The sequence below is a fragment of the Clostridioides sp. ES-S-0190-01 genome, assembly GCF_020658275.1.
Taxonomy (GTDB): Bacteria; Bacillota; Clostridia; order Peptostreptococcales; family Peptostreptococcaceae; genus Clostridioides.
On record NZ_JACVWA010000045.1, the window covers coordinates 110722 to 136489 of the forward strand.

General features: G+C 26.4%; 25 protein-coding genes. 5 read left to right on the forward strand and 20 right to left on the reverse strand.

Translation table 11 applies throughout. The features are described 5' to 3' along the window. Positions 1-371 precede the first annotated feature (371 nt). Together hcp and IC214_RS18820 are read right to left on the reverse strand one after the other, a co-directional pair. Positions 372-1964: a hydroxylamine reductase gene (hcp, locus tag IC214_RS18815; RefSeq protein ID WP_227866894.1), complete on the reverse strand. Its 1593-nt coding sequence runs from the start codon at positions 1962-1964 to the stop codon at positions 372-374. A gap of 63 nt (positions 1965-2027) precedes the next feature. After that, positions 2028-2756, reverse strand: a complete 729-nt coding sequence (locus IC214_RS18820) for a 4Fe-4S binding protein (protein WP_227866895.1) — start codon at positions 2754-2756, stop codon at positions 2028-2030. 163 nt (positions 2757-2919) lie between these two features. On the opposite strand from IC214_RS18820, the gene IC214_RS18825 reads away from it, so the two are divergent. Beyond that, the gene (locus IC214_RS18825) at positions 2920-3636 is read left to right on the forward strand and encodes a Crp/Fnr family transcriptional regulator (protein WP_227434946.1); all 717 of its coding nucleotides are present in this window, start codon (positions 2920-2922) and stop codon (positions 3634-3636) included. Positions 3637-3837: 201 nt separating this feature from the next. Here IC214_RS18825 and IC214_RS18830 read toward each other — a convergent pair whose 3' ends face one another. From IC214_RS18830 to IC214_RS18840, 4 genes are all read right to left on the reverse strand, one after another. Beyond that, on the reverse strand, positions 3838-4587 hold the full coding sequence (locus IC214_RS18830; RefSeq protein ID WP_227866896.1) for an amino acid ABC transporter ATP-binding protein: 750 nt from the start codon (positions 4585-4587) through the stop codon (positions 3838-3840). Positions 4588-4720: 133 nt separating this feature from the next. Beyond that, on the reverse strand, positions 4721-4930 hold the full coding sequence (locus tag IC214_RS18835) for a hypothetical protein (protein ID WP_227866897.1): 210 nt from the start codon (positions 4928-4930) through the stop codon (positions 4721-4723). 43 nt (positions 4931-4973) lie between these two features. Further along, entirely contained in the window at positions 4974-5108 is a 135-nt protein-coding gene (locus IC214_RS20950; RefSeq protein ID WP_255612862.1) for a hypothetical protein, read from the reverse strand. Positions 5109-5597: 489 nt separating this feature from the next. Then, on the reverse strand, positions 5598-5927 hold the full coding sequence (locus IC214_RS18840) for a DUF2975 domain-containing protein (protein ID WP_227824027.1): 330 nt from the start codon (positions 5925-5927) through the stop codon (positions 5598-5600). A gap of 468 nt (positions 5928-6395) precedes the next feature. On the opposite strand from IC214_RS18840, the gene IC214_RS18845 reads away from it, so the two are divergent. After that, the gene (locus IC214_RS18845; RefSeq protein ID WP_227434828.1) at positions 6396-7148 is read left to right on the forward strand and encodes an AAA family ATPase; all 753 of its coding nucleotides are present in this window, start codon (positions 6396-6398) and stop codon (positions 7146-7148) included. A gap of 170 nt (positions 7149-7318) precedes the next feature. On the opposite strand, the gene IC214_RS18850 is transcribed toward IC214_RS18845, so the two are convergent. Beyond that, positions 7319-7750, reverse strand: a complete 432-nt coding sequence (locus IC214_RS18850) for a 4Fe-4S dicluster domain-containing protein (protein WP_227845931.1) — start codon at positions 7748-7750, stop codon at positions 7319-7321. Positions 7751-7763: 13 nt separating this feature from the next. After that, positions 7764-9938 (reverse strand): molybdopterin-dependent oxidoreductase, encoded by a 2175-nt coding sequence (locus tag IC214_RS18855; protein WP_227866898.1) that lies wholly within the window; start codon positions 9936-9938, stop codon positions 7764-7766. Positions 9939-10197: 259 nt separating this feature from the next. Here IC214_RS18855 and IC214_RS18860 point away from each other — a divergent pair, with 259 nt between their 5' ends. Then, positions 10198-13386, forward strand: coding sequence for a DEAD/DEAH box helicase (locus IC214_RS18860; RefSeq protein ID WP_227482521.1), 3189 nt, complete (start codon positions 10198-10200; stop codon positions 13384-13386). Positions 13387-13534: 148 nt separating this feature from the next. Here the strand turns inward: IC214_RS18860 and IC214_RS18865 are convergent, their stop codons facing one another. Together IC214_RS18865 and IC214_RS18870 are read right to left on the reverse strand one after the other, a co-directional pair. After that, entirely contained in the window at positions 13535-14095 is a 561-nt protein-coding gene (locus IC214_RS18865; RefSeq protein ID WP_227434832.1) for a chromate transporter, read from the reverse strand. Continuing rightward, entirely contained in the window at positions 14092-14664 is a 573-nt protein-coding gene (locus IC214_RS18870; RefSeq protein ID WP_227824030.1) for a chromate transporter, read from the reverse strand. Before IC214_RS18870 ends, IC214_RS18865 begins: the two co-directional genes overlap by 4 nt. 113 nt (positions 14665-14777) lie before the next feature. Between IC214_RS18870 and IC214_RS18875 the strand changes: the two genes are divergently transcribed. Continuing rightward, positions 14778-15635, forward strand: a complete 858-nt coding sequence (locus IC214_RS18875) for a LysR family transcriptional regulator (protein WP_227845935.1) — start codon at positions 14778-14780, stop codon at positions 15633-15635. A gap of 335 nt (positions 15636-15970) precedes the next feature. On the opposite strand, the gene IC214_RS18880 is transcribed toward IC214_RS18875, so the two are convergent. The 8 genes from IC214_RS18880 to IC214_RS18915 all read right to left on the reverse strand — a co-directional run bounded on the left by IC214_RS18880 (position 15971) and on the right by IC214_RS18915 (position 22575). Next, on the reverse strand, positions 15971-16414 hold the full coding sequence (locus IC214_RS18880) for a VOC family protein (RefSeq protein ID WP_227824032.1): 444 nt from the start codon (positions 16412-16414) through the stop codon (positions 15971-15973). Between the two features lie 82 nt (positions 16415-16496). Next, positions 16497-17261, reverse strand: a complete 765-nt coding sequence (locus IC214_RS18885; protein WP_227434835.1) for an alpha/beta fold hydrolase — start codon at positions 17259-17261, stop codon at positions 16497-16499. 145 nt (positions 17262-17406) lie between these two features. Beyond that, positions 17407-17571, reverse strand: a complete 165-nt coding sequence (locus IC214_RS18890) for a hypothetical protein (protein ID WP_227482517.1) — start codon at positions 17569-17571, stop codon at positions 17407-17409. Between the two features lie 84 nt (positions 17572-17655). Then, positions 17656-17895, reverse strand: coding sequence for a hypothetical protein (locus IC214_RS18895; RefSeq protein WP_227482516.1), 240 nt, complete (start codon positions 17893-17895; stop codon positions 17656-17658). A gap of 129 nt (positions 17896-18024) precedes the next feature. Next, positions 18025-19518: a DEAD/DEAH box helicase gene (locus IC214_RS18900; RefSeq protein ID WP_227866899.1), complete on the reverse strand. Its 1494-nt coding sequence runs from the start codon at positions 19516-19518 to the stop codon at positions 18025-18027. A 343-nt stretch (positions 19519-19861) separates the two neighbouring features. Then, entirely contained in the window at positions 19862-20404 is a 543-nt protein-coding gene (locus IC214_RS18905) for an N-acetylmuramoyl-L-alanine amidase (protein ID WP_227434839.1), read from the reverse strand. A gap of 632 nt (positions 20405-21036) precedes the next feature. Continuing rightward, a complete protein-coding gene (locus IC214_RS18910; protein ID WP_227835440.1) occupies positions 21037-22050 on the reverse strand; it encodes a DUF11 domain-containing protein in 1014 nt (337 codons plus the stop codon). Between the two features lie 27 nt (positions 22051-22077). After that, entirely contained in the window at positions 22078-22575 is a 498-nt protein-coding gene (locus IC214_RS18915; RefSeq protein ID WP_227835439.1) for an SPOCS domain-containing protein, read from the reverse strand. Positions 22576-22833: 258 nt separating this feature from the next. On the opposite strand from IC214_RS18915, the gene IC214_RS18920 reads away from it, so the two are divergent. After that, a complete protein-coding gene (locus tag IC214_RS18920; protein WP_227866900.1) occupies positions 22834-24090 on the forward strand; it encodes an MFS transporter in 1257 nt (418 codons plus the stop codon). Positions 24091-24246: 156 nt separating this feature from the next. Here the strand turns inward: IC214_RS18920 and IC214_RS18925 are convergent, their stop codons facing one another. Further along, positions 24247-24951: an ABC transporter permease gene (locus IC214_RS18925; protein WP_227830625.1), complete on the reverse strand. Its 705-nt coding sequence runs from the start codon at positions 24949-24951 to the stop codon at positions 24247-24249. Further along, the gene (locus IC214_RS18930) at positions 24944-25672 is read right to left on the reverse strand and encodes an ABC transporter ATP-binding protein (RefSeq protein ID WP_227434844.1); all 729 of its coding nucleotides are present in this window, start codon (positions 25670-25672) and stop codon (positions 24944-24946) included. Before IC214_RS18930 ends, IC214_RS18925 begins: the two co-directional genes overlap by 8 nt. Positions 25673-25768: the final 96 nt, after the last annotated feature.

A 25768-nucleotide genomic window follows, 5' to 3' on the forward strand; every position in this document is an offset into this window, starting at 1 on the left:
ATATATTTTAAATTTTAGTTAAAATAATTACACTATAATATATATATATTATGCAAATTCTATATTACAAAGTTCCTCTTTCTATAATTAAATTCAGTATCCTGCACTATTAAAACTATACTTTTTATTTGTTTGTACTATACACATATTTTAAGTATTATAAGTTTAAAAGTATGATTTATTATAAATATTTAAAAGTATGATTTATTATAAATAATTGATTAAAATAATATATACTTTAGTAATAGACCATAAAAATATAAATAAGGGTTGACCTTATACAAAGCCACCCCTTATTTATGTTAATTATAATTAATCTTAATAATACTTTGATTATAAAATTTATACCTTATCAGCTAAGCGTATTTTCTTTATCCTAATATTTTTTTCATATCTTCTTCTGGAGTAGATATAGGAGTTAAAGCAAATTTCTCAACCAATATATTCAATACATTTTCAGACAAGAACGCTGGTAAAGAAGGTCCTATATAGATATTTTTTATACCTAAGTAAAGCAATGTAAGAAGTACACAAACAGCTTTTTGTTCATACCATGATAGAACTATGCTAAGAGGTAATTCATTTACATCACATTCAAAAGCATTTGCCAATGAAATAGCCACTTGAATTGCACTGTAAGTATCATTACATTGTCCCATATCCATTAAACGTGGTAAACCACCTATTTCTCCAAGATTTAAATCATTAAATCTATATTTTCCACATGCAAGAGTCAATATAACAGTGTCTTCAGGAGCTTGTTTTACAAATTCAGTATAATAATTTCTTCCAGGTTTTGCACCATCACAACCACCAACTAATAAAAAGTGTCTTATGGCACCATTTTTTACAGCTTCTACTACTGTATCTTGTACAGATGAAACTGTTCCTCTTGCAAAACCAGTAGTTAGCATATCACCTCCATTTATTCCAGTCATATGCATATCTTCTTTATATCCTCCAAGTTCAAGTGCTTTTTCTATTACACTAGAAAAATCTTTATCTTCTCCAATATGAACCATACCAGGATAAGCAACCACTTCTGTAGTAAATACTCTATCTCTATAACTATCCTTAACAGGCATTAAACAGTTTGTCGTAAATAGTATTGGAGCAGGTATATTGTCAAATTCTTTTTGTTGATTTTGCCATGCTGTACCAAAATTTCCTTTTAAGTGCTTATATTCTTTTAATTTTGGATATGCATGTGCTGGTAATAATTCTCCATGAGTGTATATGTTTATTCCCTTATCTTTTGTTTGCTCTAGCAATTTGTGTAAATCATAAAGGTCATGCCCTGTAACTACAATAAATGGACCTTTTTCAATTTTCATAGGTACTTGAGTTGGCTCTGGTGTTCCATAAGTTTCGGTATTTGCTCTATCAAGTAATTCCATACATTTTAAGTTTATTTCCCCAGTTTTCATTACAAATCCTAAAAGTTCATCACTAGATAAGTCTTCTCCAACTGCTATTAACCCTTCGTAGAAAAAGTCATTCACTTCTTTATCTGTATATCCAAGTACCATTGCATGATAAGCATAAGCAGCCATCCCTCTTAATCCAAATAAAATTAATGATTTTAATGAACGTATATCTTCATTATCATTCCATAAATTCTTCATATCATAGTTATCATTTCTACTACAAGTTGTTGAGCAATCTGAACATCTAGGTACAAGTTCACTTTTTGCTAGTTCAGTTTTTTCAATTTGTCTTTTTATAGCTTCATCATCAAAACTTACATTTGTTACAGTAGTAAACAATCCTTCTATCATAACTTTATCTGTTTCTCTTGTTGGTCTATTTTTATTTCCAACAGTTGCTCTTGAAAGTCCAATTAATACTCCTGTAAGTTCATCTTGTAAATTAGCTGTTCCCCCTTTTTTACCACAAGCTCCATTTACAGTACATCCTTTACCACCAACTGTCTGTTCACATTGAAAACAAAACATATTCTCCATCTTTTATTCCTCCCATTTAATTTTATTTATTAAAATTTATTAAATTGTTTACGATTTACTTAATTAGATTTCTCCATCTACTATTTTCCCATCTACAGATATAGTAATTACTTGCCATGGTATCATCTTTCCACTATTTTGTAGGGCTGTTTTAACTGCATTTACGATACCACCACAACAAGGTACCTCCATACGTGTTACCACTATATTTTTAATATCATTTAATCTTAAAATTTCTGTAAGTTTTTCAGCATAAACAACTTCATCAAGTTTAGGGCAACCAATTAATGTAACCTTATTTTTCATAAATTTATTATGGAAATTTCCATATGCATATGCTGTACAGTCTGCTGCTATTAAAAGACTTGCATTCTTTAAATATGATGCATTAGCAGGTACTAGTTTTATTTGCACTGGCCACTGATTAAGCTGAGACTCTTGTGCCTCCATTACTATATTGTTATTTGTAGATATAGTATCTAAATCTTGTCTTTTTATAGACTTAGACTGAGAACCTGGACATCCACATGCTAAATTTTCTTTTTGTGCTCTCTTTGCTTCCATATTTGCTTTTACTGCTTCTTCATCATATTCTGCAGCCTCTCTATTTTCAAATGAAATTGCATTCGTTGGACAAGTTGGTAAACAATCTCCTAAACCATCGCAATAATCGTCTCTTAAAAGTTTTGCTTTTCCATTTACCATACCTATAGCTTCTTCATGGCAAGCTTCAACACATAATCCACAACCATTACATTTTTCTTCATTAATTTTAATTATTTTTCTAATCATTTATATCACCTCATAAAATTTTTTTGTTTAAAATACTACTTTACTAGATATTTATTTTTAAGACATAGGTCTTTTTTATTTTAGATTTTTGTATCAGGATTTTTATATCTCCTTGCTTTTATAAATTTAGTATAGTACAATGAAAAGAAATTATCGGTTGCATATGCAACAAGGAAGTGATTATTTGAAAAAATTTTTAGAAAAACATATAAATCTATTAAGAAGGATTTCTCTGTTTGAAGGGATTAAAGATGATGAACTTGAAGCAATGTTAGAATGTTTGGGTGTTACTGATAAGACTTATCCAAAAGATGACATAATATTTTCTGTAGGAAATGAAGTGACTTCTATTGGAATTATGCTTAAGGGAAGTGCACACATAATAAAAGAAGATATTGAAGGTAATAGAAATATTGTGGCTGAACTTTTACCTGGTGATTTATTTGGAGAGGTGTTTGCTTGCACTAGACTACATAAAAGTACTGTAACAGTAGTGACAACATCTTCATGTGAAGTTCTATTTATAAAGTTTAAAAGTGTGACTGGTATTTGCTCGTCTACATGTGAATTTCACAATAGACTTGTTGAAAATATGTTACAATTAATAGCTGAAAAAAATATTTTACTTCATAACAAAATAGAGTTGCTTTCTTGTAAAACAACTCGTGAAAAATTGCTCATGTACTTTTCAAATCAAATAGAGAGAACGGGTAACTATAAGTTTACAATCCCTTTTTCAAGAAATGAAATGGCTGACTTTTTATGTGTTGATAGAAGTTCTATGTCAAGAGAACTTGGAAAAATGAGAGATGAAGGTCTATTATCTTTTAACAAAAATAAGTTTGAAATCTTTTGTTTCCAAAATAAGTTTGATATTTAAACTTATATGATTCAATACACATAATTTTAATTAATTCAAATTATAGGCATTACGTCTAAATCTAGAATTTATATTTTTACTCAAAAAGTTAATAGATATCTTAATTATATAAATTAAGATATCTATTAATTTTGTATGTTAATTAGCTTACTTTTATGAAAGTATCTCATATGTCTTAAGACATACTTCAATTATATGTTTTTAATTAAATACTTCTTCTTTCCTAATAATATTTAAAAATTTTGCCGTTCTTTCATTTTTTGGATTATTAAATATTTCATCAGGAGTTCCTTCTTCAGCTATCACACCATTATCCATAAATATAATTTTATCAGCAACTTCTTTTGCGAAATTTATTTCATGAGTCACAATAAGCATTGTTATTCCATCTTTTGCAAGCGATTTTATAACACTTAAAACTTCTCCAACAAGTTCTGGGTCAAGTGCAGATGTTGGTTCATCAAATAATATTACATTTGGATTTACTGCCATCGCTCTAGCTATACCTATTCTTTGTTGCTGACCTCCAGATAACTTTGATGGATAAAAATCTTTTCTATCTAACATCCCAACTTTTTCTATTAATTTTATCGAAATTTCTCTAGCTTCTTGTTTACTCTTTTTATGTACTACTATCAATGCTTCCATTACATTTTCTAATGCTGTTTTATTTTTAAATAGGTTATAATTTTGGAATACCATAGATGTATGTTTTCTTAAATTTGCTATATCCTTTTTTGTTGCTTTTTCTACATCTACGTTTACATCTCCAATCATTATTTTTCCTTTTGTAGGCTCAACTAAATAATTTAAACATCTAAGTAACGTAGATTTACCTGTTCCAGATGGACCAAGTATAGCTACTACTTCACTTTGATTTATTTCTAAATTTATACCTTTAAGAACTTCTGTACCTTTAAAACTTTTATGTAAATTCTCTACTTTTATCATTAGTATCCACCTTTTTTAATAAATATAATAGACTAATCACATATTTGATACTAAAAATTAATATGTTAATTTGAAATCTAAAAATAACTTAGTCATTTTATTTTTAAATAGAATATATTCTTATAATTATAATCTAACATTGACAAAGATAACCTACTGCAAGTTGTGCAAATAATGAAGATGCTGTGCTTAAACATTTTTCATCTATATTAAACTTGTTATTATGAAGTCTGTAATTTATATTTTTTTCTTTATTTCCTACCCCTATATACATAAATAAACTAGGTCTTTCCTTCATATAAATAGCAAAATCTTCACCTGTCATTGCTGAAAAATCAATCATTTCAATATTTTCATCTCCAAGTATTTTTAAAGCACTTTTTCTTCTAAGATAATAACGCTACTATCGTTCCTATAATTAATGAAAATATCAGTGAGCTTATTGCTAAAATCACAGTTACATTGAATGATTTCATTATTATTGGAAATAATTCCAAAAAATATTTCATGTTAAAAATCATAAAATAAGTCCCCCTCACTTAATGTTGTTTTTTGCAAACTTTTGTCACATATTAAATTATAATAGAATTTTATTTATTTTTCCAATAGAAAAAAACTATTTCCTTACCCACTTATATAGCCCTTTTTAATATCAAATTTATTTAATATGATTGGGCTGTCTAACTCGTTTTTATAAAATTAAAACATATGAAAAAGTTGTAATATAGATATTTACATATCATTACTGCTATTGCAAATCAACCTCCGTGGAAGACTGTATATTAATCAATAAAAAATTAGATACGAAAAAATTTAGTAAAGAATTAAATATATCTCGTGTATCATTTACTTCAGAAGAATTATTATGGATGTAGTGATGGAACGAATACTGGATATATTAAAATAAAGACTGAGTATATATTAAATATTTTATTACCATATACTAAACATAAATATAGAGTTATCGAAACATCATGTCTAAATTTACTATAATTGACATAGTGTGCCTCCTAAATAATTAAATCATTATCTTCTTTTATCTTTATTGCCTTCTTAAATCCGTCTGAAATCACAAAACTCATAAGAGCAACCACAAAATATACAAGAGTTGGGACTGTGAAGTAAAATCCGAATCCTAAATCTAGGAACCTCATTCCTGTTCCAGTAGTACCGAAAGTTGAACTAAATTCTATAACAGAATTTAAAAGTAAAAGATAGCCAATAAGTCTAAATCTTTTTGCATTTTCATTTATGAATAAGCTATATTCAGAACTATTTAATATTTCTAACAATGACTTTACTATAATAAAATATGATACAACCAAAGAAAACCTTAACATACCAGATATAAAACTTTGTATAGTTGCTTCACCACTAAAACAAATATAACTAAAGCCTTTAATTCCTCCTACAGAAAGTACTAATGCTTAAAAAAAAAATAAAATTTGTAATATACCATTTAATAGATTTTTTATAAATTTATCAGACACTATATCAACTCCTTTAAAATATTTTATATACTACACCATATAATATCGTTTTTCAATAATTTTTTATAATAAAAGACATATTTTATTGTTAAAAATATAAAATATTTTAATTTCCTAAGTAAATATTTTAAGAGTAATTAAAATTATCTGTTGTTAGTGTAAGGTTTCTGATAATTAACACTATGAATATCTATATCTATATTCCAATTTAAAAATTATTAATATCTATATTAAAATTTATTAGATAAAAACCTAAATATAGTCACTAATTTTAAGTTATAATAAGTATATTAAAATCAATAAAAGGGAGTTTTAAATTTGAATGCTGAAAAAATAAATCAATATATTAGGTCAGTTAAACTAAACAGAAAAGGTATACATAGTATAAATGAATATCCATTTAATCTACCAATAGTAAAAAACTTATATCAACTTGAGTTTCATAAAAACGTAACTTTTATAATTGGTGAAAATGGAAGTGGAAAATCAACATTATTAGAAGCAATAGCTATTGAATATGGATTCAACCCTGAAGGTGGGACAAAAAACTTTGGCTTTAGTACTTATAATAGCCACTCTGAACTTCATAAATATATAACAATCACAAAAGGACCTAAAAAACCTAAGCAAAATTTTTTTTTGAGAGCTGAATCTTTTTATAATGTAGCTACTGCAATAGATAAAGCTTCTAGGTTTTCGTCAGGAGTAAAAACTATAAACTATTATGGAGGAGTATCATTGCATGAACAATCTCATGGTGAATCCTTCTTCTCATTATTTATTCATAAATTTTCTAAAGAAGGAATATATATATTAGATGAACCAGAGGCAGCACTTTCACCTGCTAGACAGATGGCTTTTATAACAAGATTACACGAATTAGTAACCCAAAATTGCCAATTCATCATAGCAACACACTCACCCATATTAATTTGTTATCCTAATTCAATCATCTATGAAATAAATGAGAATGGCATTAATAAAGTTAAATGCGAAGATAGTGAAAATTATCAACTTACTCAAGATTTTTTAAATCATAAAGAAAAATTCTTAAACATGTTAATTGATTAGTAATCCATAAGACAAACTTTTTAAAATAAAAATTTAAACTTCTAACTATCTCAATTTTTTATTTTATAAGTATATACATAAAAAGACTACATTAAATTAGTTATAATACAAATTTAATGTAGTCTTTTACAAAGTTCATTTTACATCTTAGTATAAATTATAATTTATAATTAATCTACTTCCATATTAAACTTTAATGCTCCTGTAGGACATACCATTACACAAGGTGCATCCATACCCCACTCATTTCGTTCAACACAACCATTACACTTGTTTGCTTTACCATCATTTCCATAAATCAAAGCTCCATATTCACAAGCTTTTTCACAAAGTTTACATCCTATACAATCTTGATTATCTAATATGACAAATTTATTTTCTTTTTTAAAACAATCTTTAGGACATACATCTACACATTTTGCTTCATCACAATGAACACATGATAATGAAAAATACTCTACCTTTTCTTTTTCTTCCACTGTAAATACATGTCTAAAAAATTCACCCTTATCTATGTCATTATCATTTTGGTCTATACAAGCAAGCAAACAAGCCCCACATGCTGTACATAACTCTTTATTGAATTCAAATAAACTTTTCATTATATCCCCCCAATTATTTATTCACTTTTTCAATCTTACACTTACAACTTCTATATGCAGGGAATCCACTATAAGGGTCAAAATTATCACAGATGATACTATTTACATCAGCTTCTCTATATCCATGATACATATGTATGTTTTTATATAAAACTCTATCAGTAACATTGACCTTAACATTCAAACTTCCTATTTTAGTAGTTATTTTTATATAATCTCCATTATTAATACCTAAGTCTTTTGCATCTAAACTAGAAATATCACAACTAGCCTCATTTTTTAATATTCTCGAAAGCTTAACATCATGAAGTCTTGAGTGTAATGCATTTGGAATTCTTGCACCTGATGTTAATAGGTAATTATACTCATCTATATCATCATTAAATTCTTTGTATGTTGGTAATGTATCTAATCCAAAATCTTTATATTTTTCAATAATTGTAGATTTTAATTCAAACTTAGATGTACTAGTATCATAACCTTCCATTGTATACGAACCTACCTCATATGATTTAAAATCTTTACATTTCAATGGTAAATCACTTTCTTTAAGTTCATCTACATCTACACAAGTTCCTTTAAACATATGTCTTATACTTGCTTCATAACCTGCTTTTAAGAAATCATCATCTATGTCCATAACATTTGCTAAGTCAGAAAGTATTTCTACATCTGATTTTGAATCATATAATGTATCAATTACTTTTTTCGTATATGTAATATATCCACCTGGATAACTCTTACATTCTTCTCTTTCAAAAGATGTGCATGCAGGTAAAAGTATATCTGCATATTTTGATGCATCTGTCATAAATAAATCTATATTGACAAAGAAATCTACAGTGTTTAGAGCGTTAAAAAGCCTACCTGAATTAGGAAACATTCTAGCATTTATACCATGACAAAACAATGCTTTTATTTCATAAGGTGTCTTTTCTTCTATTTGTCGAGTTAAATCCATAGCTTGAAATTGATTTACCATTTCATTCCAAAGAGGAAATCTTTCCCCACCAATTCTTTCATTTATATTTTTAGGTAGCACTTCTTTTACAAACGCTTTTTCTAATGTTTGAAATCCTCCTACCTTACCAGCAAAATAATCTTGTTTTGGTATGTTACCTCCAATTTTATCATAATTACCTGTTATAGCAGATAGAGACATCATTGCCCTATAATTTTGAAATCCATTTTGGTGATGAACTACTGGAGCAGCACTTTCATTTATACAAAATGGACCTTTCGATAACATCTCTACAGCTTTTACTATATCATCTTTAGAAACCCCTGTAATTTTGTTGACAGTATCTAAATCAAATAATTTTACATATTTCTTGTATTCATCAAACCCATGTACATGTTTTTCTATGTATTCTTTATCTATCAAATCTTTTTCTATAAATAAATTAGCCATTCCTAGAGCTAAAGCTCCATCAGTACCAGGCTTAACTCTCAAGTGCAAATCTGCTATTTTTTGAGTTGTTGGTGTTATCCTAGGGTCTACAATTATAAATTTTAAACCTTTTTCCTTTAGTTTACTTAAATTTACACTATTTAAAAATTTAGAGTAGTATGGATTAAACCCCCAACCTAAATAAGTATTTGCATTTTCCATATCCTGCATTGTAAAATTTCTCCCAGTTGCAACATTTCCAGCCATCTGTGCTGATGTTGAACAGGAGCTTGATTCTGTACCATAATTAGGAGAACCAAATGAAGATGCAAACCTTTGTAAAAACGGTCTATACCACTTTCCATACCCTGTAAAAAATGCTACATGTTTTGCTCCATATTCGTCTTTTATTTTATTTAATTTTCCCCCTATTTCACTATAAGCTTCTTCCCATGATATTGGCTTAAACTTTCCTTCACCTCTTTTTCCAATCCTCTTCAGTGGTGTTTTTATTCTATCTTCTCGATACATATATTCTCTATTACAAAGCCCCTTTGTACACAACAACCCTCTGTTCATTGGATGCTCTTTTGTTCCTTCTATTTTTATTACTTTGCCATCTTTGACATATGCATCAATTCCACAATGAATTCCTGGAGAACAAATATCACATAAAGTCTTCTTTATTTCTATTCCTGTTTCCTTACATGGTATCTTAGCCTTGATCAATTTATAACTATCCATATCAATATCTTCCTTTCCCAATGATAAATATAAAACACTATAATTATTATACATTCTTTTAATTTAAATATCATAAACTTAAAATATGTTTTTAATAATTAAATTTTATATACATTTATAAACTACTTAAATCATTATTTTTCACTCCTAGTTTACAGGAGATTACAATAAAAATCTAATAGCAAATTGTTATTTATATATATTTTGCAATAGATAAAAGCTATTTATATATGCTTTAATTTAAACACTGTATTTAGAGTGTAAATTGAATAGATTTAGATTATAATATATACAGTGAGGTAAGGTGAATAAAATGAAAATAGATATGATATATAAATTAATCAAAAGAAATACAGAACCATCAAGATGGTCAAGAGGTATAAAATACTATAGTAATCAATTAGTTGATTATATAGACATTGATATTGATGACTTACAAAATAACTTGCTAACATTTCGTGGTGGAGTCAATTCTGAGGATAATTATAGCTTTTATTTTAATTCAATAACAATAGATATAAAACACTTTAAAATAATTGAGAGTGACTGTAGTTGTGTTGATTGTCAATCAAATATTACAAATCGAGGCATCTTTATATGTAAACATCTAGTTGCTATTGTGATAAAAAGCCTAAAGCAAATAAAAAGTAAAAATGACATTCCTCCTGTTCTAATAGATATATTAGATGATGATAAAGATAAACTTTCTAAGACTGATTCTAAAGTCGGCTTGGACTTAAGTAAACAACTACTTTCTTTTTTAAATGATACTAAAAAAGAAAGAGTCAATTTAGATGTATTATTAAACATTGATTCAAACAAAGCAATTGCTGAGTTTAAAATTGGAATCGATAAAATGTATGTTTTAAAAAATATCACTGAATTTGCATATTCAAAACTTAATGGATATGAATTGGAGTTTGGAAAAAAATTTATTTATAATCCTAACATCCATTATTTTGCTGATGAAGATGAGAAATTAATAGATATGATAGAAGAATATGGAACAAATCTTTCATATAATTTTTCTTCATCATACTCAAAAAAGTTCATGGAAATAAATATGAGTTCTCTGAAACAATTTTTGAATGCTCTTAAGGACAAGGATTTTACTCTAATTTTTTCTAAGGAAGAATATCATCCAAAAGTATCAAGTGATATTTTACCAATAAAATTTAATTTTAAAAATATAGAAGATAAAATTGTCTTATCCTCCAAAGACTTACTACCTGTTCCACTTAGTAGAAAAGGTGATGTACTTTTATATGAGAATAATATCTACTTATTGTCTCATAAAAAAGCTCGAGATTATTCAAAAATCTATCAAGTATTATCAAAATCTAAGGAATTAAAATTTGATAAAGAAGACTCTAAAGATGTTTTAGGGCTATTAGTGCCTAAATTAAAGTCAATATCCAAAGAAGTTTATTTGGATGAAAACATAAAAAATAATATAGCAAATAATTTTGAAACAGAGTTTTACTTTGATATAATTGATGGCAATGTATGTTGCGACATAAAGTATATCTATGATGATGAAGGTGGTAAAAAATTTATACTTCCCAATATACAAAAGGAGGCTAAAATTGAAAATAAAATGCTTTCTTCACAATTTGTAAAAGAAAATAACAGATATACATTTAAAGGAACTGACTATGACCTATTTACATTTTTAGATTTACAGTTAGAATCTTTAAAGGAATTTGGAGATATCTATTATTCTGAAAAGTTTAAATTGAAGAAAATATATAATTCTTCATCAATTCAAGCTTCAATTAATCAAACTAATCAAAATTATCTAGAATTTAATTTTAATATATCTGATATAAATCCAAAAGAGTACAAAGATATTCTAAAAGCTCTCCAAGAAAAACGTACTTTTTATAAGCTAAAAGATGGAAGTTTTATAGACTTATCAGAAAAAGAAACTAAAGATTTTTTTGAACTGGTTGAAAATTTGGATGTAATTGATAAATCAAAAGATAATAAAATTCATAATAATAAAGCTCTATATATAAATGAAATGATAAAAGGTAAAGATTTAAAATTTATAACTGGTAAAAATGAATTAGAAAATACATGTGCTAAATTTAGAAATTTTAATGTTATAAATTCAGAAATTCCAAGTAATTTAAAAGCAAATCTACGTGACTACCAAATAAATGGTTTTAATTGGTTTAAAGTTTTAGATTTTTATAAATTTGGTGGTATATTAGCTGATGAAATGGGTCTTGGAAAAACAATACAAACTATTACATTTTTACTATCTGTATTCAATAAAAAAAGTATTATTGTTACGCCAACATCACTTATTTATAATTGGAAAAATGAATTTGAAAAATTTGCTCCAGATATAAAAGTTCTATTGATACATGGAAATAAAAAAGATAGAGAAAAGTGCTTTAGAGAAATAAACGATTTTAATGTAGTCCTTACAACATATGGTACTCTTAGAAATGACTTAGAAAAATATAATGAAATAATTTTTGATTATTGTGTAATAGATGAGGCTCAAAACATTAAAAATCCAGTGGCTTTAGTAACAGAAGCTGTAAAAAATATAAATGCCAAAAATAAATTTGCACTTACTGGTACACCTATGGAAAACAATTTAGTAGAGTTATGGTCTATATTTGATTTTATAATGCCTGGATATTTATATAGTAGAGGAAAATTTCAAGAGTTATTTATAAATAAAGAAGATAATGTTGAAAATTTAAAAAGACTTATAAAGCCTTTTATTCTTAGAAGAAGTAAAAAAGAAGTAATGAAAGAACTCCCAGACAAGATTGAGAAAAACTTTTTTGTTGAATTAAATAAGGAACAGAAAAAAATATATAGTGTGTATGCAAAAGATATACAAGATAAAATGAAAGATAAAAATCTTAAGAAAGATAAAATAGTTATTTTCTCTTATTTAACTAAACTAAGACAGCTTTGTTTAGACCCAAGTATAGTGGTAAAAGATTATAATAAAAAAAGTTCAAAAATAGAAACATGTCTAGAAATACTTAGAGATAGTATAAATGAAAATCACAAGATATTATTATTTTCACAATTTACATCTGTCCTTAAAAATATAGGCAAGGAACTTGATAAGTGTAAAATTGCATATCACTATATAGATGGTAAAACTAATGCTAAAGAAAGGCTTGAACTTGTAGATAAATTTAATAATAGTACTGACAAAAAAGTTTTTTTAATATCTTTAAAGGCAGGTGGTACAGGATTAAATCTTACAACTGCTGATATTGTAATTCACTTTGACCCATGGTGGAATCCATCAGTAGAAAATCAAGCTAGTGACAGAGCTCATAGATTCGGTCAAAAAAATGTAGTACAAGTTATAAAGTTAATTGCTAAAGGCACTATAGAAGAAAAGATAATAAAATTACAAGAAAATAAAAAAGAGCTTATAAATCAATTTATAAATGGAGAGCTTTCTAACGAAGGTGTATTAAGAAGTTTATCTGATAGTGAGATAATGGACTTGTTTAATTGAAGGTAAGATATATAGTAAGTAAAAATAAAATACTACTATGTTATTTGTAATTGATAAACAGGAGTTTCCTAAAATATAGGAGACTCCATAATATCTTAAGCTTTGCAAATTATATGTAAATCTTTCTTTGCTTATATATTAACCTTCTTTATAAATATACAATTAATCCAAACAATCCAGATAACACCATCATAAGTATAGGTCCAATCTTATATTTTCGTAAACAGTACAATGAACAACAAAATAAAATAACAGCTATAATATCTATATTTTTGAAAATATTGGTAGTATAATAATTTGAAGAACCAAAAAATGTCAACAATATAATTGTAAATCCTGCTGAGATGATTAATCCTAAAGAGGATGCTTTCAGTCCATTTAAAATTTCAAAAACAAATTTCGAACTCTTATATTTTTTAAAAAATCCATATAAAAACATAGAAATAATTATTCCTGATATTATACAACCAACTGTTGCTGATATAGCACCCTCAATTCCTGCCACTTGCATACCAACAAAAGTAGAAGTATTAACAGCTAATGGACCTGGAGTCATTTGAGAAATTGTAATAATATCAGTAAAAACCTTTTGTGTTATCCATCCTTGCTTAAAAACTACCTGTTCCTGTATAATTGGAATAATAGCATAACCACCACCTATACTAAACATTCCTATTTTCAAAAACGTAAAGAATAAATTTATAATCATATACTCTCCCCCTTTTTTCGAAGTTGAATATATATAGCAAATAAACAAATCAAACAACTTAAAAGTAATACGAGTATTACATTAATTTTAAGGAAAGTACAAGCAATAAATGAAAATGGTACTAATAGATTTAATAACATTGATTTTTCATTAAGAATCATTTTATACATATCTATAGTCAAATCTACAATCAATGCAGCAACGCATGCCTGCATACCTTTTAAGATTGCAATTATATAAATATTTGAAGAAAACGCAACATACCACCTTGAAACAAGTCCTAAAATTACTATAGGAGGTATAATTGAACAAATACAACTGATAATTACTCCTATAAATCCAGCTGTTCTTTTACCTGCTAAAATGCTTAAGTTGATTGCAATTGCTCCAGGTGAAGATTGAGCAATTGTAGCCATTTCCATAAGCTCTGATTCACTAAATATTTTTTTATCCATAACATAGTACTTTTTTATCATAGGAACAACAACGTATCCACCACCAAAAGTAAAGGCACTTATAAATAAATTTATATAGCAAAGCCATAAATACAATTTAATATTTTTTCTCATAATATTCCTTTCTATGTGCACATGGACATATTATAAATGTTGTACTGCTATTTGTAAAATGATAAAATATTGTTGCAGACATGAATTTAATTCATGAGTAAAGGAGTCTAATTATGAATTTTAAACATTGCATTATTTTTAGAGAAGTTGCAAGAGTAGAAAATTTCACTAAAGCTGCAAATAATCTATTTATTACACAATCAGCAGTTTCCCATGCAATAAGAGAGCTTGAGAATGAGGCTGAAACCAAATTATTTGAGCGATTACATAAAAGTGTTAAATTAACAAAAACAGGAGAACTTCTTTTACAAGAAATTTTGCCAATACTTGAAAATTTAGAAAATGTTGAATCAAGGATTAAAAACTTAGAGTGTGAAACGCCCATACATATTGCGTCTTGTATTACGTTTGCTCAAATATGGCTGCCTCAATTAATAAGGAGATTTCAAGAAATATCTCCAAATACTAAGATTAACGTTGAAGTTCATAGTGCATTAAAAGCATTAAAATTATTGAAACAAGGAAAGGTTGATATAGCTTTTATTGAAGGGAAAATCATACAAGGCGCATTAGAAATCAGAAAATTTTCTTCTTATGAATTATGCATTGTATCTTCACCAAGCTATTGCAATACTGCCGAGTTAAGTTTATCTCAACTATTGGGTATGGATTTACTATTACGAGAAAGAGGAAGTGCTGTACGTGAAACTTTTGAATCAGCTGTAACCTTGCAAGGTTACAAAGTACATGCAAGCTGGGAAAGTGTAGATTCACAATCCCTAATAGAAGCTACTAAAAATAGTTTAGGTGTTTCAATTCTTCCTAAAATTCTAGTTGAGCAAGAAATAGAAAAAGGAAACCTTATACAGATATTTATTCCTGATTTTAAACTTTTTAATGATATTACTGTAGTAATAAATAAAAATAAGTATAAATCTGCCTCATTAGAAAAACTATGTCAATTAATTTAGCATTTAAAAGGATACCTGATAAATTCTCTATGAAATAATCAAGTATCCTTTTTATAATCAATATCTATTACTTTTTATAAGCAATATCTATTACTTTTTATAAGTCTCTCTTCCATTGTTTGTTATTCATTATTATATACAAAAACTTTTTAAATTACTTCTTAAGAAAACCTTTAGCTATTTTTAAGAAAGCAATACCATTTGATAAAATTGCAGGATGACCAATTTATTAAAAAAGTGTTATCAATACATAATAGATATGTCTAATTACATATTTTAATAACACCCTTTTTAAATTTTTTGTAATATAAATAAAAATTTGTTTGTGTTATTATTTAATCCCAGCTCTGTAATTCAATAATATTTCCCTCTATATCTGTTGCATATACAAATGTAGCAACTTGTCCATTAGGATATTTTGTTTTAACAATTTCTCCAACTTGACCTCCACCTGCACTTTTTATTTTATTTAGGGTTTCTTCAACATTTTCAATTTCAAATGCGATGTGTGAAAAACCATAATTATTTATATTTTTTTGAAGCACTTCACCATATAAATTATATGAAAATATTTCTAATGTTGGTAAACAATCATCATATCCAGGTAAAGCTAAGTGCACACCTTCAATATGAGCATCTTTTATCCCTGTCAATCTATCCAACCATTCACCTTTTAGGTTTCTTTGTGGTGGTACTTTTCTGCATTCAAATACATCTTTATAAAATTCAGACAGCTTTTCCCAGTCTCTTGCTATTATATTTGTATGTACGTATCTCATATATTCCAACGCCTTTATAAAATATAAAGTATTCTTTATTTCCATAACACACTCTATTCCATGCTCAAATTATATCATTAAATTATTCTTTTAAAAATTTCTTTGCTACATTTGAAAAAATTAATCCATTTGATAAAATAGCTGGATGCCCACCTTTATTAAACAGATGCATTTTTCCATTTTTAATTTTTTCAAGAAGTGATGAAAAAGTATTTTCAAAGAAATCATGAGCTACTAAAGATACAAATTCATCTTCTTTACTTCCTGTTAAAAGTACATCTGGTTGCATAGTTTCTAGAGGTTTATGAAAAAATTTACCTATAGTTTTATAATGTTCAAAAATAGCTTCTGTATCATTATCTACTACTTGCTCCCAATTTTCGCCTTGATTGTAAATATAAAAAGCTTTTGCATCATCATCTTGCTTTGATGCTTCACGCTCTAATTTCACATTTTGCACAAAGGACTCTAGAGGAGCTTCTCCTTCAAAACTATCTGCAATTACCTTATTCACTAAATCGGGTCTTTCAAGTGCAACATTTAATGCAACAAGAGCTCCTCCACTACTGCCAATTATATTTACTTTTTTATAGTTCATCTTTTCTAAAAAACATATAACTTGCATAGCCTCATCAAACCATAAATCGACAGAAAACTTATCAACCATTTGAGATTTGCCATGACCAACAAAATCAATTAATATTATTTTATATTCATCTTTATAAAAATCGATTATATCATCAAACATCTTAGATGAGGCTGTATTTCCATGTAAAAAAAGTAATGGTGTACCATCTCCAATTTCATTATAGTAGCACTGTTTGTTATTATATTTAAAGTATGCCATATGTTTCCCCCTTTAATATTTCTATAAATATATGTTTATGATTTACATTTAAAATGACTATTGTCATAAACACTTAAAAATAGTATAACTTAGAGTATAACCAAAATCAATAATACCTTAGTTGATTTGTTGTTTACTTAAGTTATTATAATCTAACTTCTGTAAAGTTTCTTTTTTGTACGAAAATGTTCTTTCCATTTGCAACTTCATCTCGATAGCAAAGCAATTCATTAGTATTGATACTTTTACTTAAATTCATAATTTCATAATCAAAGAGAGCATTTCCTGTATCTGTAATAAAAATATTCAATCTCTCTTTCCATTGTTCATTAAAAATTTGTTCTTTTTGGGCAACTAGTACATTTACTGTTAAATCTTCAATCCTTGAGATATGTCACAAAACCCATGCAATAGTTTCGTCTTTACTTGTTGGCACAATAGCATATTCATTTCTGTTTAAGTCATTAATAAGTTTGTCCACTTCATTTTTTTCTGTATTTGATATTTCTGAGAGATGTAATTTTGAATGAATTTCTAAAAATAGTGTTTTTACCTGTTCTATTTTTTCTTCTTTACGTATGATTTTATTTAATTCTTTGTGTACTTCACTTAACCCATTTCCAAAATATTTCATATAGTACCTCTTAATCAAATTCTTTTTTCTTCTAATTTTATTTTATCTAGCCTTTATAATCTCATTATACTTAGAAAATACAAAACCAATGCAATTTATTATAATAATTAACTAATAATGATAATTGAATTATTGTATATCTCTTTTTACCTTAACCATTTTTTTCTTTATAGGAATCTCTTTATATCTTTTCAATATCAAGTCTCCCTTGTAATTTAATATATCTATATATGAACATAAATCTTGAACTTCGATTACACCTATATCATCATTAGTAATACCTTTTATATTACTAAATGCTCCAACTATATCTAATACCCTTATCTTCTTCTTTTTACCAGCATTTAAATACAATTTAACTACTTCATTTTCTAGATTTGATTTTATATCTTTACTTTTGTTTGAATTTTTAGCAATTTTTTTTCTTTTCGATACTTCTTTCAAAATTTCTTTTGAATATTCTTCAAACAAAACTTTACCCTTAATAATACTACTTTGTTCTATATTAGTTAACTCATTTATTTTATATCCTACATATGTTTCTATATTATCTATATATTTCTCATCTTTTTCATCTACTATAGTGATAGCTTTTCCACTATTTCCTTTTCTACCAGTCCTACCTATTCTATGTATATAGTTTTCCTTATCTTGTGGCACATCATAGTTTATGACTAAAGAAATATCATCAATATGTATTCCTCTAGATGCTACATCACTACTAACTAATACATTAAACTTTATATTTTTAAAATCCTTAATCACAAATATTCTTTTTTCTTGTGATAAATCTGCATGTAACTCTCTTACCAAAAAACCTTCCTTACTCATTTTATTATATAGTTTAGATACTTTTTCTTTAGTATTACAAAATATTATTACACTCCTTGGATTTTCGCTGTATATTAATTCTTTTAAAACTACATACTTATTTCTTTCCTTTGACTTGATTATTTTATCATCTATTTGTCTTAATCCTTCATTAGTGTTACTTTCATTTCCTTCTACATTTATAATGCCGTAATCTGGCGTATATTTTTCACATATATATTTTATCTCTTCACCTATTGTAGCTGAAAAAAGACCTAAGGTTCTCTCTTTAGGTATATTTGTTAATATTGTTTCCATCTGTTCAAGAAAACCTTTATTAAACATTTTATCAGCTTCATCTATTATTAAATACTTTATTTTTTCTAAATTAATAGTGCTTCTATTTATATGGTCAATTATTCTACCCGGAGTAGCTACAACGACATGAACCCTTTGCTTTAACTCAGCTACTTGTTCTTTTATAGATTGTCTACCAAATATAGCACTACATCTTACCTTCTTTAACCTTCCTATACTTGATATCTCATCTTTTACCTGTAGCGCTAATTCTCTCGTTGGTACTACTATAAGTGCTTGAATATTATTGTATTCTATATCAATATTTTCACATATCGGTATTGCAAAACTTGCTGTTTTCCCACTTCCTGTTTTTGATTTTACTGCTATATTTTTACTATTTAACAATTCTGGAATAACTTCTATTTGTACCTTAGAAGGTACATTATATTCTAAATTTTTTAATGACTTAAGTATCTTTTTATCCAATTTAAAACTTTCGAATGTATATTTCATATATTACCACCTTATTATGTTTATTTTTATCTTATCAATTATATTTTTCTCCATTATATTATTATAATGTAAGACACCGATATTTTTATACTTTTTATCATTATATATAGATTTTAGCAGAAAAAATTATGAACTAGTCCTTAAATCAAAATAAAATCTAAAAAAATACCCCTTATTAACATTGATAAGTCAATATTTTCAAGGGGTATTTTTTTTAGATAATTAAATTGATTTAAATAAACTGAATTAGTATACTTCTTAGGTTTAATTTATATTCCTAGACAATTTTTCAATTTATATCTAAGATTAAAAGGTATTAATCAATACCTAAATTACCATAATCTCACATACCTATATCTTTATTCAAAATACCTTCTGTAATTAATCGTGCTATATAGTCATAACCTGCTTCATTGGCTTTATTGCAATCATCCACATTATCACAGAAAAAACTTTCAATTTGTATTGCAACTGGATTCGTGTTTCTCAAGATATATAAATTTTCTCTTTTTTTAGCTCCTCTATTTTCAAATAATTCTCCAAGTTTATTAGATACTCTTTTAGCATATTCTAATCCTTCATTACCATAATAAAGTACTTCTGCACCAAAGCTTTTTCCATCACTTTTATTTAAATGTAGCTCTACTAGTAAATCATATTTGCCACTATTTACTTTTGGAACTCTATAAAAAAACTCTTCTTTTTCTGCTACAAAATGTCTTTCTGGACAAATTATTACATCTACTGTATTACCTTGACTTATGAGCATCTCTGCTAACATAGGAGCTAATTTTTTATTATAACTATACTCATCAACTATTGCATTTACACCTGTACTTTTTCCACCTTTTAGTATACTATGACCTACTGTTATGCATATTTTCATTTACTTTTTGTCACCTTCTTTTAAAGCTAAAATTTGTATAATAGTAATATGATTTTAAAGCTATTACTAGTAATAATATATTAATTGAAGATGGCAAAAGTTCTCATAACTTATCATTTTTTTAACATATTTGTCTTATTTTAGCATAAATCTAGATGCTTAATTTTATTTATTACAATTATTATTTAACTCTATTTCATAATAACTACTGTAAATCCAGTATAAGTATTATAGTTCAACACATTATCTAACAGTATATGTTACAAACATTGAATTATTTGGTGTATTCCTAAGAATACTGTGGTTATTAAATTTATATTTCTATATTTATTACAGATATATTGCAAGCTAAAATTTCCTCAAGAATCATAAATTTCTTATCTCTAACTTTGCTAACACTTTTATTCTTAAACTATATACTTGTCATTATAATATTATAATAAATTATTTGATAATAGCTTATTGTTAAGGCTTTATAATCAATTTATAAGTCATAAATACTTGATTAACTGATTTTTTATAATTGATGCTATTTTAACAATAATTATCACCTTATATCTAATCTATAATAATATTTGTATACATTAAATCATATAGTTGTTTTAGTAATTTTAAATTTTATGTACAACCAATTAATAGTATAATAAAAGCGATGTATTTATGAATAATTCACCATTATTCAGTTCATTTATTGATATATGTTCAGTTTTTATATTTATACTTTTTACATCTTCATAAACTATTCCAACAGGTGAACAAATAAAGCAAGAGAAACCAAAGGTTTTAGTAACTTTTTTAACTTTGCTAGGAGTAATATTAATTTGATTTTTGTAATTTTCTATATTTTCATTAGCCATTTTTATATTACTTCTATAGTCCTTATCTTCTTGAATGTTATAACTATTATCTAATTTATTTACTGATTTAAATCTACTATAATTTCTACAACTATAGTTAATTTCAAACTCTATACTTCCAACAATTATTAAATTGCATAGTTTTAGATTTTTGTCTTTATTTATAGGATTTTTTATAAGTTTTATACTAAGTATTTTGCTATTTGTCTTCACTTTTAATATATCTTTTAGATTTTTAGGTGCTTTTAAAGTATTGCTTATATTTAATTGTTTAAATACAGCTTTTTTAATACTTGTATAAACACGATTACTTTCTATTGATATTTTCATTGGAAATTTTTCCATATCATACTTATAATAATAATATATATTAGCGTGGTTTTCTATAACCCTACATGCTGAATTTGCTAATACTATGCTTTTAAAAGATATTATTTTTTTACAATTTCCATTTATTTTACCTATGTAAAAACCTTGTTGTGGATTTAATCCACCCTTTCTGATACCATTAACTTCTACAGTATTATTTATAAATTTTATGTACTTAGAAATATAATCTTTAAAAAATATATTCCCAGTTTTGCGATTACTCATATTTGTAACAACAATAGTATATGTTAAAATATCAAATACAGATGCACATTCTTTATCAACATATTTTTCTACCTCTAAAATATTTCCACTCATATCATTTGAAACAATATTACTAAAAGTAGTTTTTGTTATTATAGGGCTTCTAGATAATAACTTATAACTAAAATCTCCCCCATATTCATTGATACCTCTCATTGCACCCACCTTTCTATAATTTAAATATTATCTTATTTTAAAATTATTGTCATAACTTATAATTGTAGTTATACTTATAAATAAATTATTGTCATCTAAAATGGATGATGTTATATCTTGTATAATATACTTTAAATTAATTTTATCGTTATTTTTTATTCCTCTAGGCATTTGTATAAATGTACTAAAAGGTATTTTTAATTCAAGTATATTTTTCTTTGTAAAATTCCTATTTCTTTTAGCATTATTTATATTTTCTAACCTTATGTTAGTATTTATATCACCAACTAAAATTAACTTTTTACCAGTCATCTGCTCATCCTCTAACGACATACATTCTATTGTATCAATCAATTTTATATCGTGGATATTCATTCCACAAACAGATGTATCTAATAAATTTACTCCAGATTTTTTAGAAACTAGCTTAAAATTTTTATATGTATTAAATTGAGAAAAGTAGAGTGTATTTTCTAGACTCTCACATTCTTCCAGATTATATATAACCTTATCTTTTTCATGCATGATTTCATCAATCTCCCTATATCTATATATTAATACTATTCATTATAACTATTTCAAATTACCATTTTTAATTTTGTATGAAAGAAATATCGCTATTTATAAGATATGATATATTTTTGATAGATATCATACCTTTTATTTAAAATAAAAATATAATTTTAAAATTATAAATTAAATATTTCTATTGACTTTTTATTTGTGATTGATTATAATTTTTATAGACCGACGGTCAGTCTTAAAAAGTGAGGTGTTCTAGAAATGCAAGATTTAAATAAAATGAATAGTTGTTTTAATAAGAATTTTAATTTAATAGTACTTGGTCAAATTGTCTCTATACTTGGTTCATCGTTGTTAAGATTTGGACTTTCCACTTATATTTTAGATATGACAGGACGTGCAGACATATTTGCAACTTTATACGCAATATCAAGCATACCTCTTTTATTTTCTCCAATTGGTGGTGCAATAGCTGATAGATTTAATCGTAAAAATTTAATGGTTATATTTGATTTTATTAGTTCAGTTATTATTTTTACTTTTATTTGTCTTCTTTCTACTTTAAATAATTCTATTGTATTAATTGGGGTTATTATGGTACTATTATCAATTATTAGTTCTATGTATCAACCTACTGTGCAAGCAAGCATACCTTTAATAGCAAATGAAAAAGATTTAGAACAAGCAAATGGAATTGTAAACGGAATAAGCTCTCTTTCAAGTATGTTTGCTCCTGTACTTGGAGGTTTGTTATATGGCCTTATTGGAATTAAGATGCTTCTTATTGTAAGTTGTATTGCATTTTTTCTATCCGCAGTAATGGAAATGTTTATTCATATACCTTTTAATAAAAGAAAAGTTAATGGAAGCATAGTATCAACAATAGTCAGTGATATGAAAAAAGGATTTTCTTATGTTATAAAACAATCTTATATTAGTAAAGCCATGATTCTAGCTGCTTCTTTAAATTTATTTTTGACTCCATTCTTACTTGTAGGAATACAATATATTTTACGTATAACAATGCATAGTAGTAATAATATGTATGGCATAGGGATAGGAATTATTGAATTTAGTAGTGTTTTAGGTGCACTTTCAATAGGTCTGTTTGCTAAAAAAATGAAAATGAATACACTGTATCGCTGGTTAATGTTAATTAGTATTCTGATGATACCAATGGCTATTTCTATTTCACCTTTAATGCTTAGACTAGGATATTATCCATCTTTTATATTGTTATTTATTTGTGTTATACCTATAGCCATGTCTATGACAATTATTACTATATTCGTTTTAACTATTGTTCAAAAACAAACTCCTAATGAATTATTGGGTAAAGTAATGGCTACTGTTACCGCTGTATCACAGTGTGTTGCTCCAGTTGGTCAAATTATGCATGGAAAATTATTTGAAATTTTCAGTTCCACAGTCTATATACCTATAGTATGTATGTTCATAATTATGCTATTAATTTCAATTCTTGCTAAGTATCTATATAAGAATGAATCAAAAGCATAAAGTATAAAATAATTAAAAATTATTTTTAAATGTACAAACCGATTGGAAAACATACTTTAATCATCCACAAAATGTTAAAAAGCAACAGATAAATAAAGTATGACGCATTATTATCTGTTGCTTTATTCATTAGAACTACCTTTATTAAGTATACAATTATACTTCTATGTCTTCAACTTTTGAGATAAGCCATAAATACGAAAGTCCAGCTAATACTGCTGCTACTATCCATACAATAATAAAAGGAATATATGTGTGAAGCATAGTTGTTATAATGTTAGCAGTGCAGGAGGCAAGAATAACAGAGACTATAATCGTTGTTTGAATGGAATATTTTCGAAATCCAATGCTAACAGAAATTACACCTATAAATAAAGAGAATACAGCACACAAAATTGTTTCAATAATAATCTTAAAAAACAATCCAAGAGTAAAATTATCAGAAATCATAGGAAAAAAAGCTTCTGTAACCATAAATATAAGGAGGGAAATAATCGTCCCAAGCAACATAAAACTCAAACATAATGTAGCTATCAATACAATCTTTGAGTTCAATAAAGTCTTTCTATTTATTGGATAAGTAAAAATCAAAATTGCATTTTTTCCAGAATATTCTTTTATAACAAATGTGGAAAACAATACAGCTGATAAAATGGCATAAGCTGACATTTGTAGAACGTTAGTGATTACCCAAATATTATGGTAATTAGAAAACTCAGCAGAATCTGTATCCCCCCCTGTATAAGCAATCATAGCAAATGTATACAAAAATCCTAATACACATAAGGTAATGATACCCATGGCATGAAGATAAGGGCGAATATTATTTTTTTTTAGTTCTAATTTTATAAGTTTATACACAGTTGTTTCCTCCATTCATTATTTCAAAAAAATACTCTTCCAAGCCATTAGGAAATTCTTGTTTTACTGTAGACATAGGAATTTCTTTTAAAATACTTCCATTCGAAATAATGCCTATTGTATCAGCTATATACTCTATTTCACTTAATATATGACTTGAAATAATAAGTGTCATATCATATTCTTTTGCAAGTGTTCTGAATAAATCACGCATTTGTTTTATTCCCATAGGGTCAAGACCATTGATAGGTTCATCAAGTAAAAGAATATCTGGATTATGTATCATTGCACGAGCAATCCCCAACCTTTGCTTCATACCCAAAGAAAACTTACATACCTGTATCTTTCCAGTATTTTCGAGTCCTACTTTTTGCAAAACAGCATTTATATCTGCATCATAAAAATTCATGTAAGCATTATGTATCTTTAAATTTTCCTCAGCTGATAAATGTTCATAAAAAATTGGTGTTTCTATAATACATCCAATTTTTCTTAAAATATTATTACGATTTTCAGATATATTCATATCAGAAATCATTATATTCCCAGTGGTTGGTTTTAATAAACCTGCTATCAATTTTAGTACTGTAGTTTTTCCAGCTCCATTTGCACCTAAAAATCCATAAATACTTCCTTTCTCTACATTTATATTGCAATGTTTTATGACCTCTTGATTATCAAATACTTTTACCAAATCTTGAACTTTAATGATTGTATTCATTTTCTTTAATATTTTCCTTTCTCTATGAACCAGTATTTATTTTTAGTGTTTATTAAATCTTTCAAATTTGATTCATTCATAATTCATAAAATAATA

Excerpts from the sequence above, each read along its gene's own strand:
- hcp (WP_227866894.1), bottom strand. The coding sequence starts at position 1,964 with ATGGAGAATATGTTTTGTTTTCAATGTGAACAGACAGTTGGTGGTAAA.
- IC214_RS18820 (WP_227866895.1), bottom strand. The coding sequence starts at position 2,756 with ATGATTAGAAAAATAATTAAAATTAATGAAGAAAAATGTAATGGTTGT.
- IC214_RS18825 (WP_227434946.1), top strand. The coding sequence starts at position 2,920 with ATGCAACAAGGAAGTGATTATTTGAAAAAATTTTTAGAAAAACATATA.
- IC214_RS18830 (WP_227866896.1), bottom strand. The coding sequence starts at position 4,587 with ATGATAAAAGTAGAGAATTTACATAAAAGTTTTAAAGGTACAGAAGTT.
- IC214_RS18835 (WP_227866897.1), bottom strand. The coding sequence starts at position 4,930 with ATGATTGATTTTTCAGCAATGACAGGTGAAGATTTTGCTATTTATATG.
- IC214_RS20950 (WP_255612862.1), bottom strand. The coding sequence starts at position 5,108 with ATGATTTTTAACATGAAATATTTTTTGGAATTATTTCCAATAATAATG.
- IC214_RS18840 (WP_227824027.1), bottom strand. The coding sequence starts at position 5,927 with ATGTTAAGGTTTTCTTTGGTTGTATCATATTTTATTATAGTAAAGTCA.
- IC214_RS18850 (WP_227845931.1), bottom strand. The coding sequence starts at position 7,750 with ATGAAAAGTTTATTTGAATTCAATAAAGAGTTATGTACAGCATGTGGG.
- IC214_RS18855 (WP_227866898.1), bottom strand. The coding sequence starts at position 9,938 with ATGTATAATAATTATAGTGTTTTATATTTATCATTGGGAAAGGAAGAT.
- IC214_RS18860 (WP_227482521.1), top strand. The coding sequence starts at position 10,198 with ATGAAAATAGATATGATATATAAATTAATCAAAAGAAATACAGAACCA.
- IC214_RS18865 (WP_227434832.1), bottom strand. The coding sequence starts at position 14,095 with ATGATTATAAATTTATTCTTTACGTTTTTGAAAATAGGAATGTTTAGT.
- IC214_RS18870 (WP_227824030.1), bottom strand. The coding sequence starts at position 14,664 with ATGAGAAAAAATATTAAATTGTATTTATGGCTTTGCTATATAAATTTA.
- IC214_RS18875 (WP_227845935.1), top strand. The coding sequence starts at position 14,778 with ATGAATTTTAAACATTGCATTATTTTTAGAGAAGTTGCAAGAGTAGAA.
- IC214_RS18880 (WP_227824032.1), bottom strand. The coding sequence starts at position 16,414 with ATGAGATACGTACATACAAATATAATAGCAAGAGACTGGGAAAAGCTG.
- IC214_RS18885 (WP_227434835.1), bottom strand. The coding sequence starts at position 17,261 with ATGGCATACTTTAAATATAATAACAAACAGTGCTACTATAATGAAATT.
- IC214_RS18895 (WP_227482516.1), bottom strand. The coding sequence starts at position 17,895 with ATGAAATATTTTGGAAATGGGTTAAGTGAAGTACACAAAGAATTAAAT.
- IC214_RS18900 (WP_227866899.1), bottom strand. The coding sequence starts at position 19,518 with ATGAAATATACATTCGAAAGTTTTAAATTGGATAAAAAGATACTTAAG.
- IC214_RS18905 (WP_227434839.1), bottom strand. The coding sequence starts at position 20,404 with ATGAAAATATGCATAACAGTAGGTCATAGTATACTAAAAGGTGGAAAA.
- IC214_RS18910 (WP_227835440.1), bottom strand. The coding sequence starts at position 22,050 with ATGAGAGGTATCAATGAATATGGGGGAGATTTTAGTTATAAGTTATTA.
- IC214_RS18915 (WP_227835439.1), bottom strand. The coding sequence starts at position 22,575 with ATGCATGAAAAAGATAAGGTTATATATAATCTGGAAGAATGTGAGAGT.
- IC214_RS18920 (WP_227866900.1), top strand. The coding sequence starts at position 22,834 with ATGCAAGATTTAAATAAAATGAATAGTTGTTTTAATAAGAATTTTAAT.
- IC214_RS18930 (WP_227434844.1), bottom strand. The coding sequence starts at position 25,672 with ATGAATACAATCATTAAAGTTCAAGATTTGGTAAAAGTATTTGATAAT.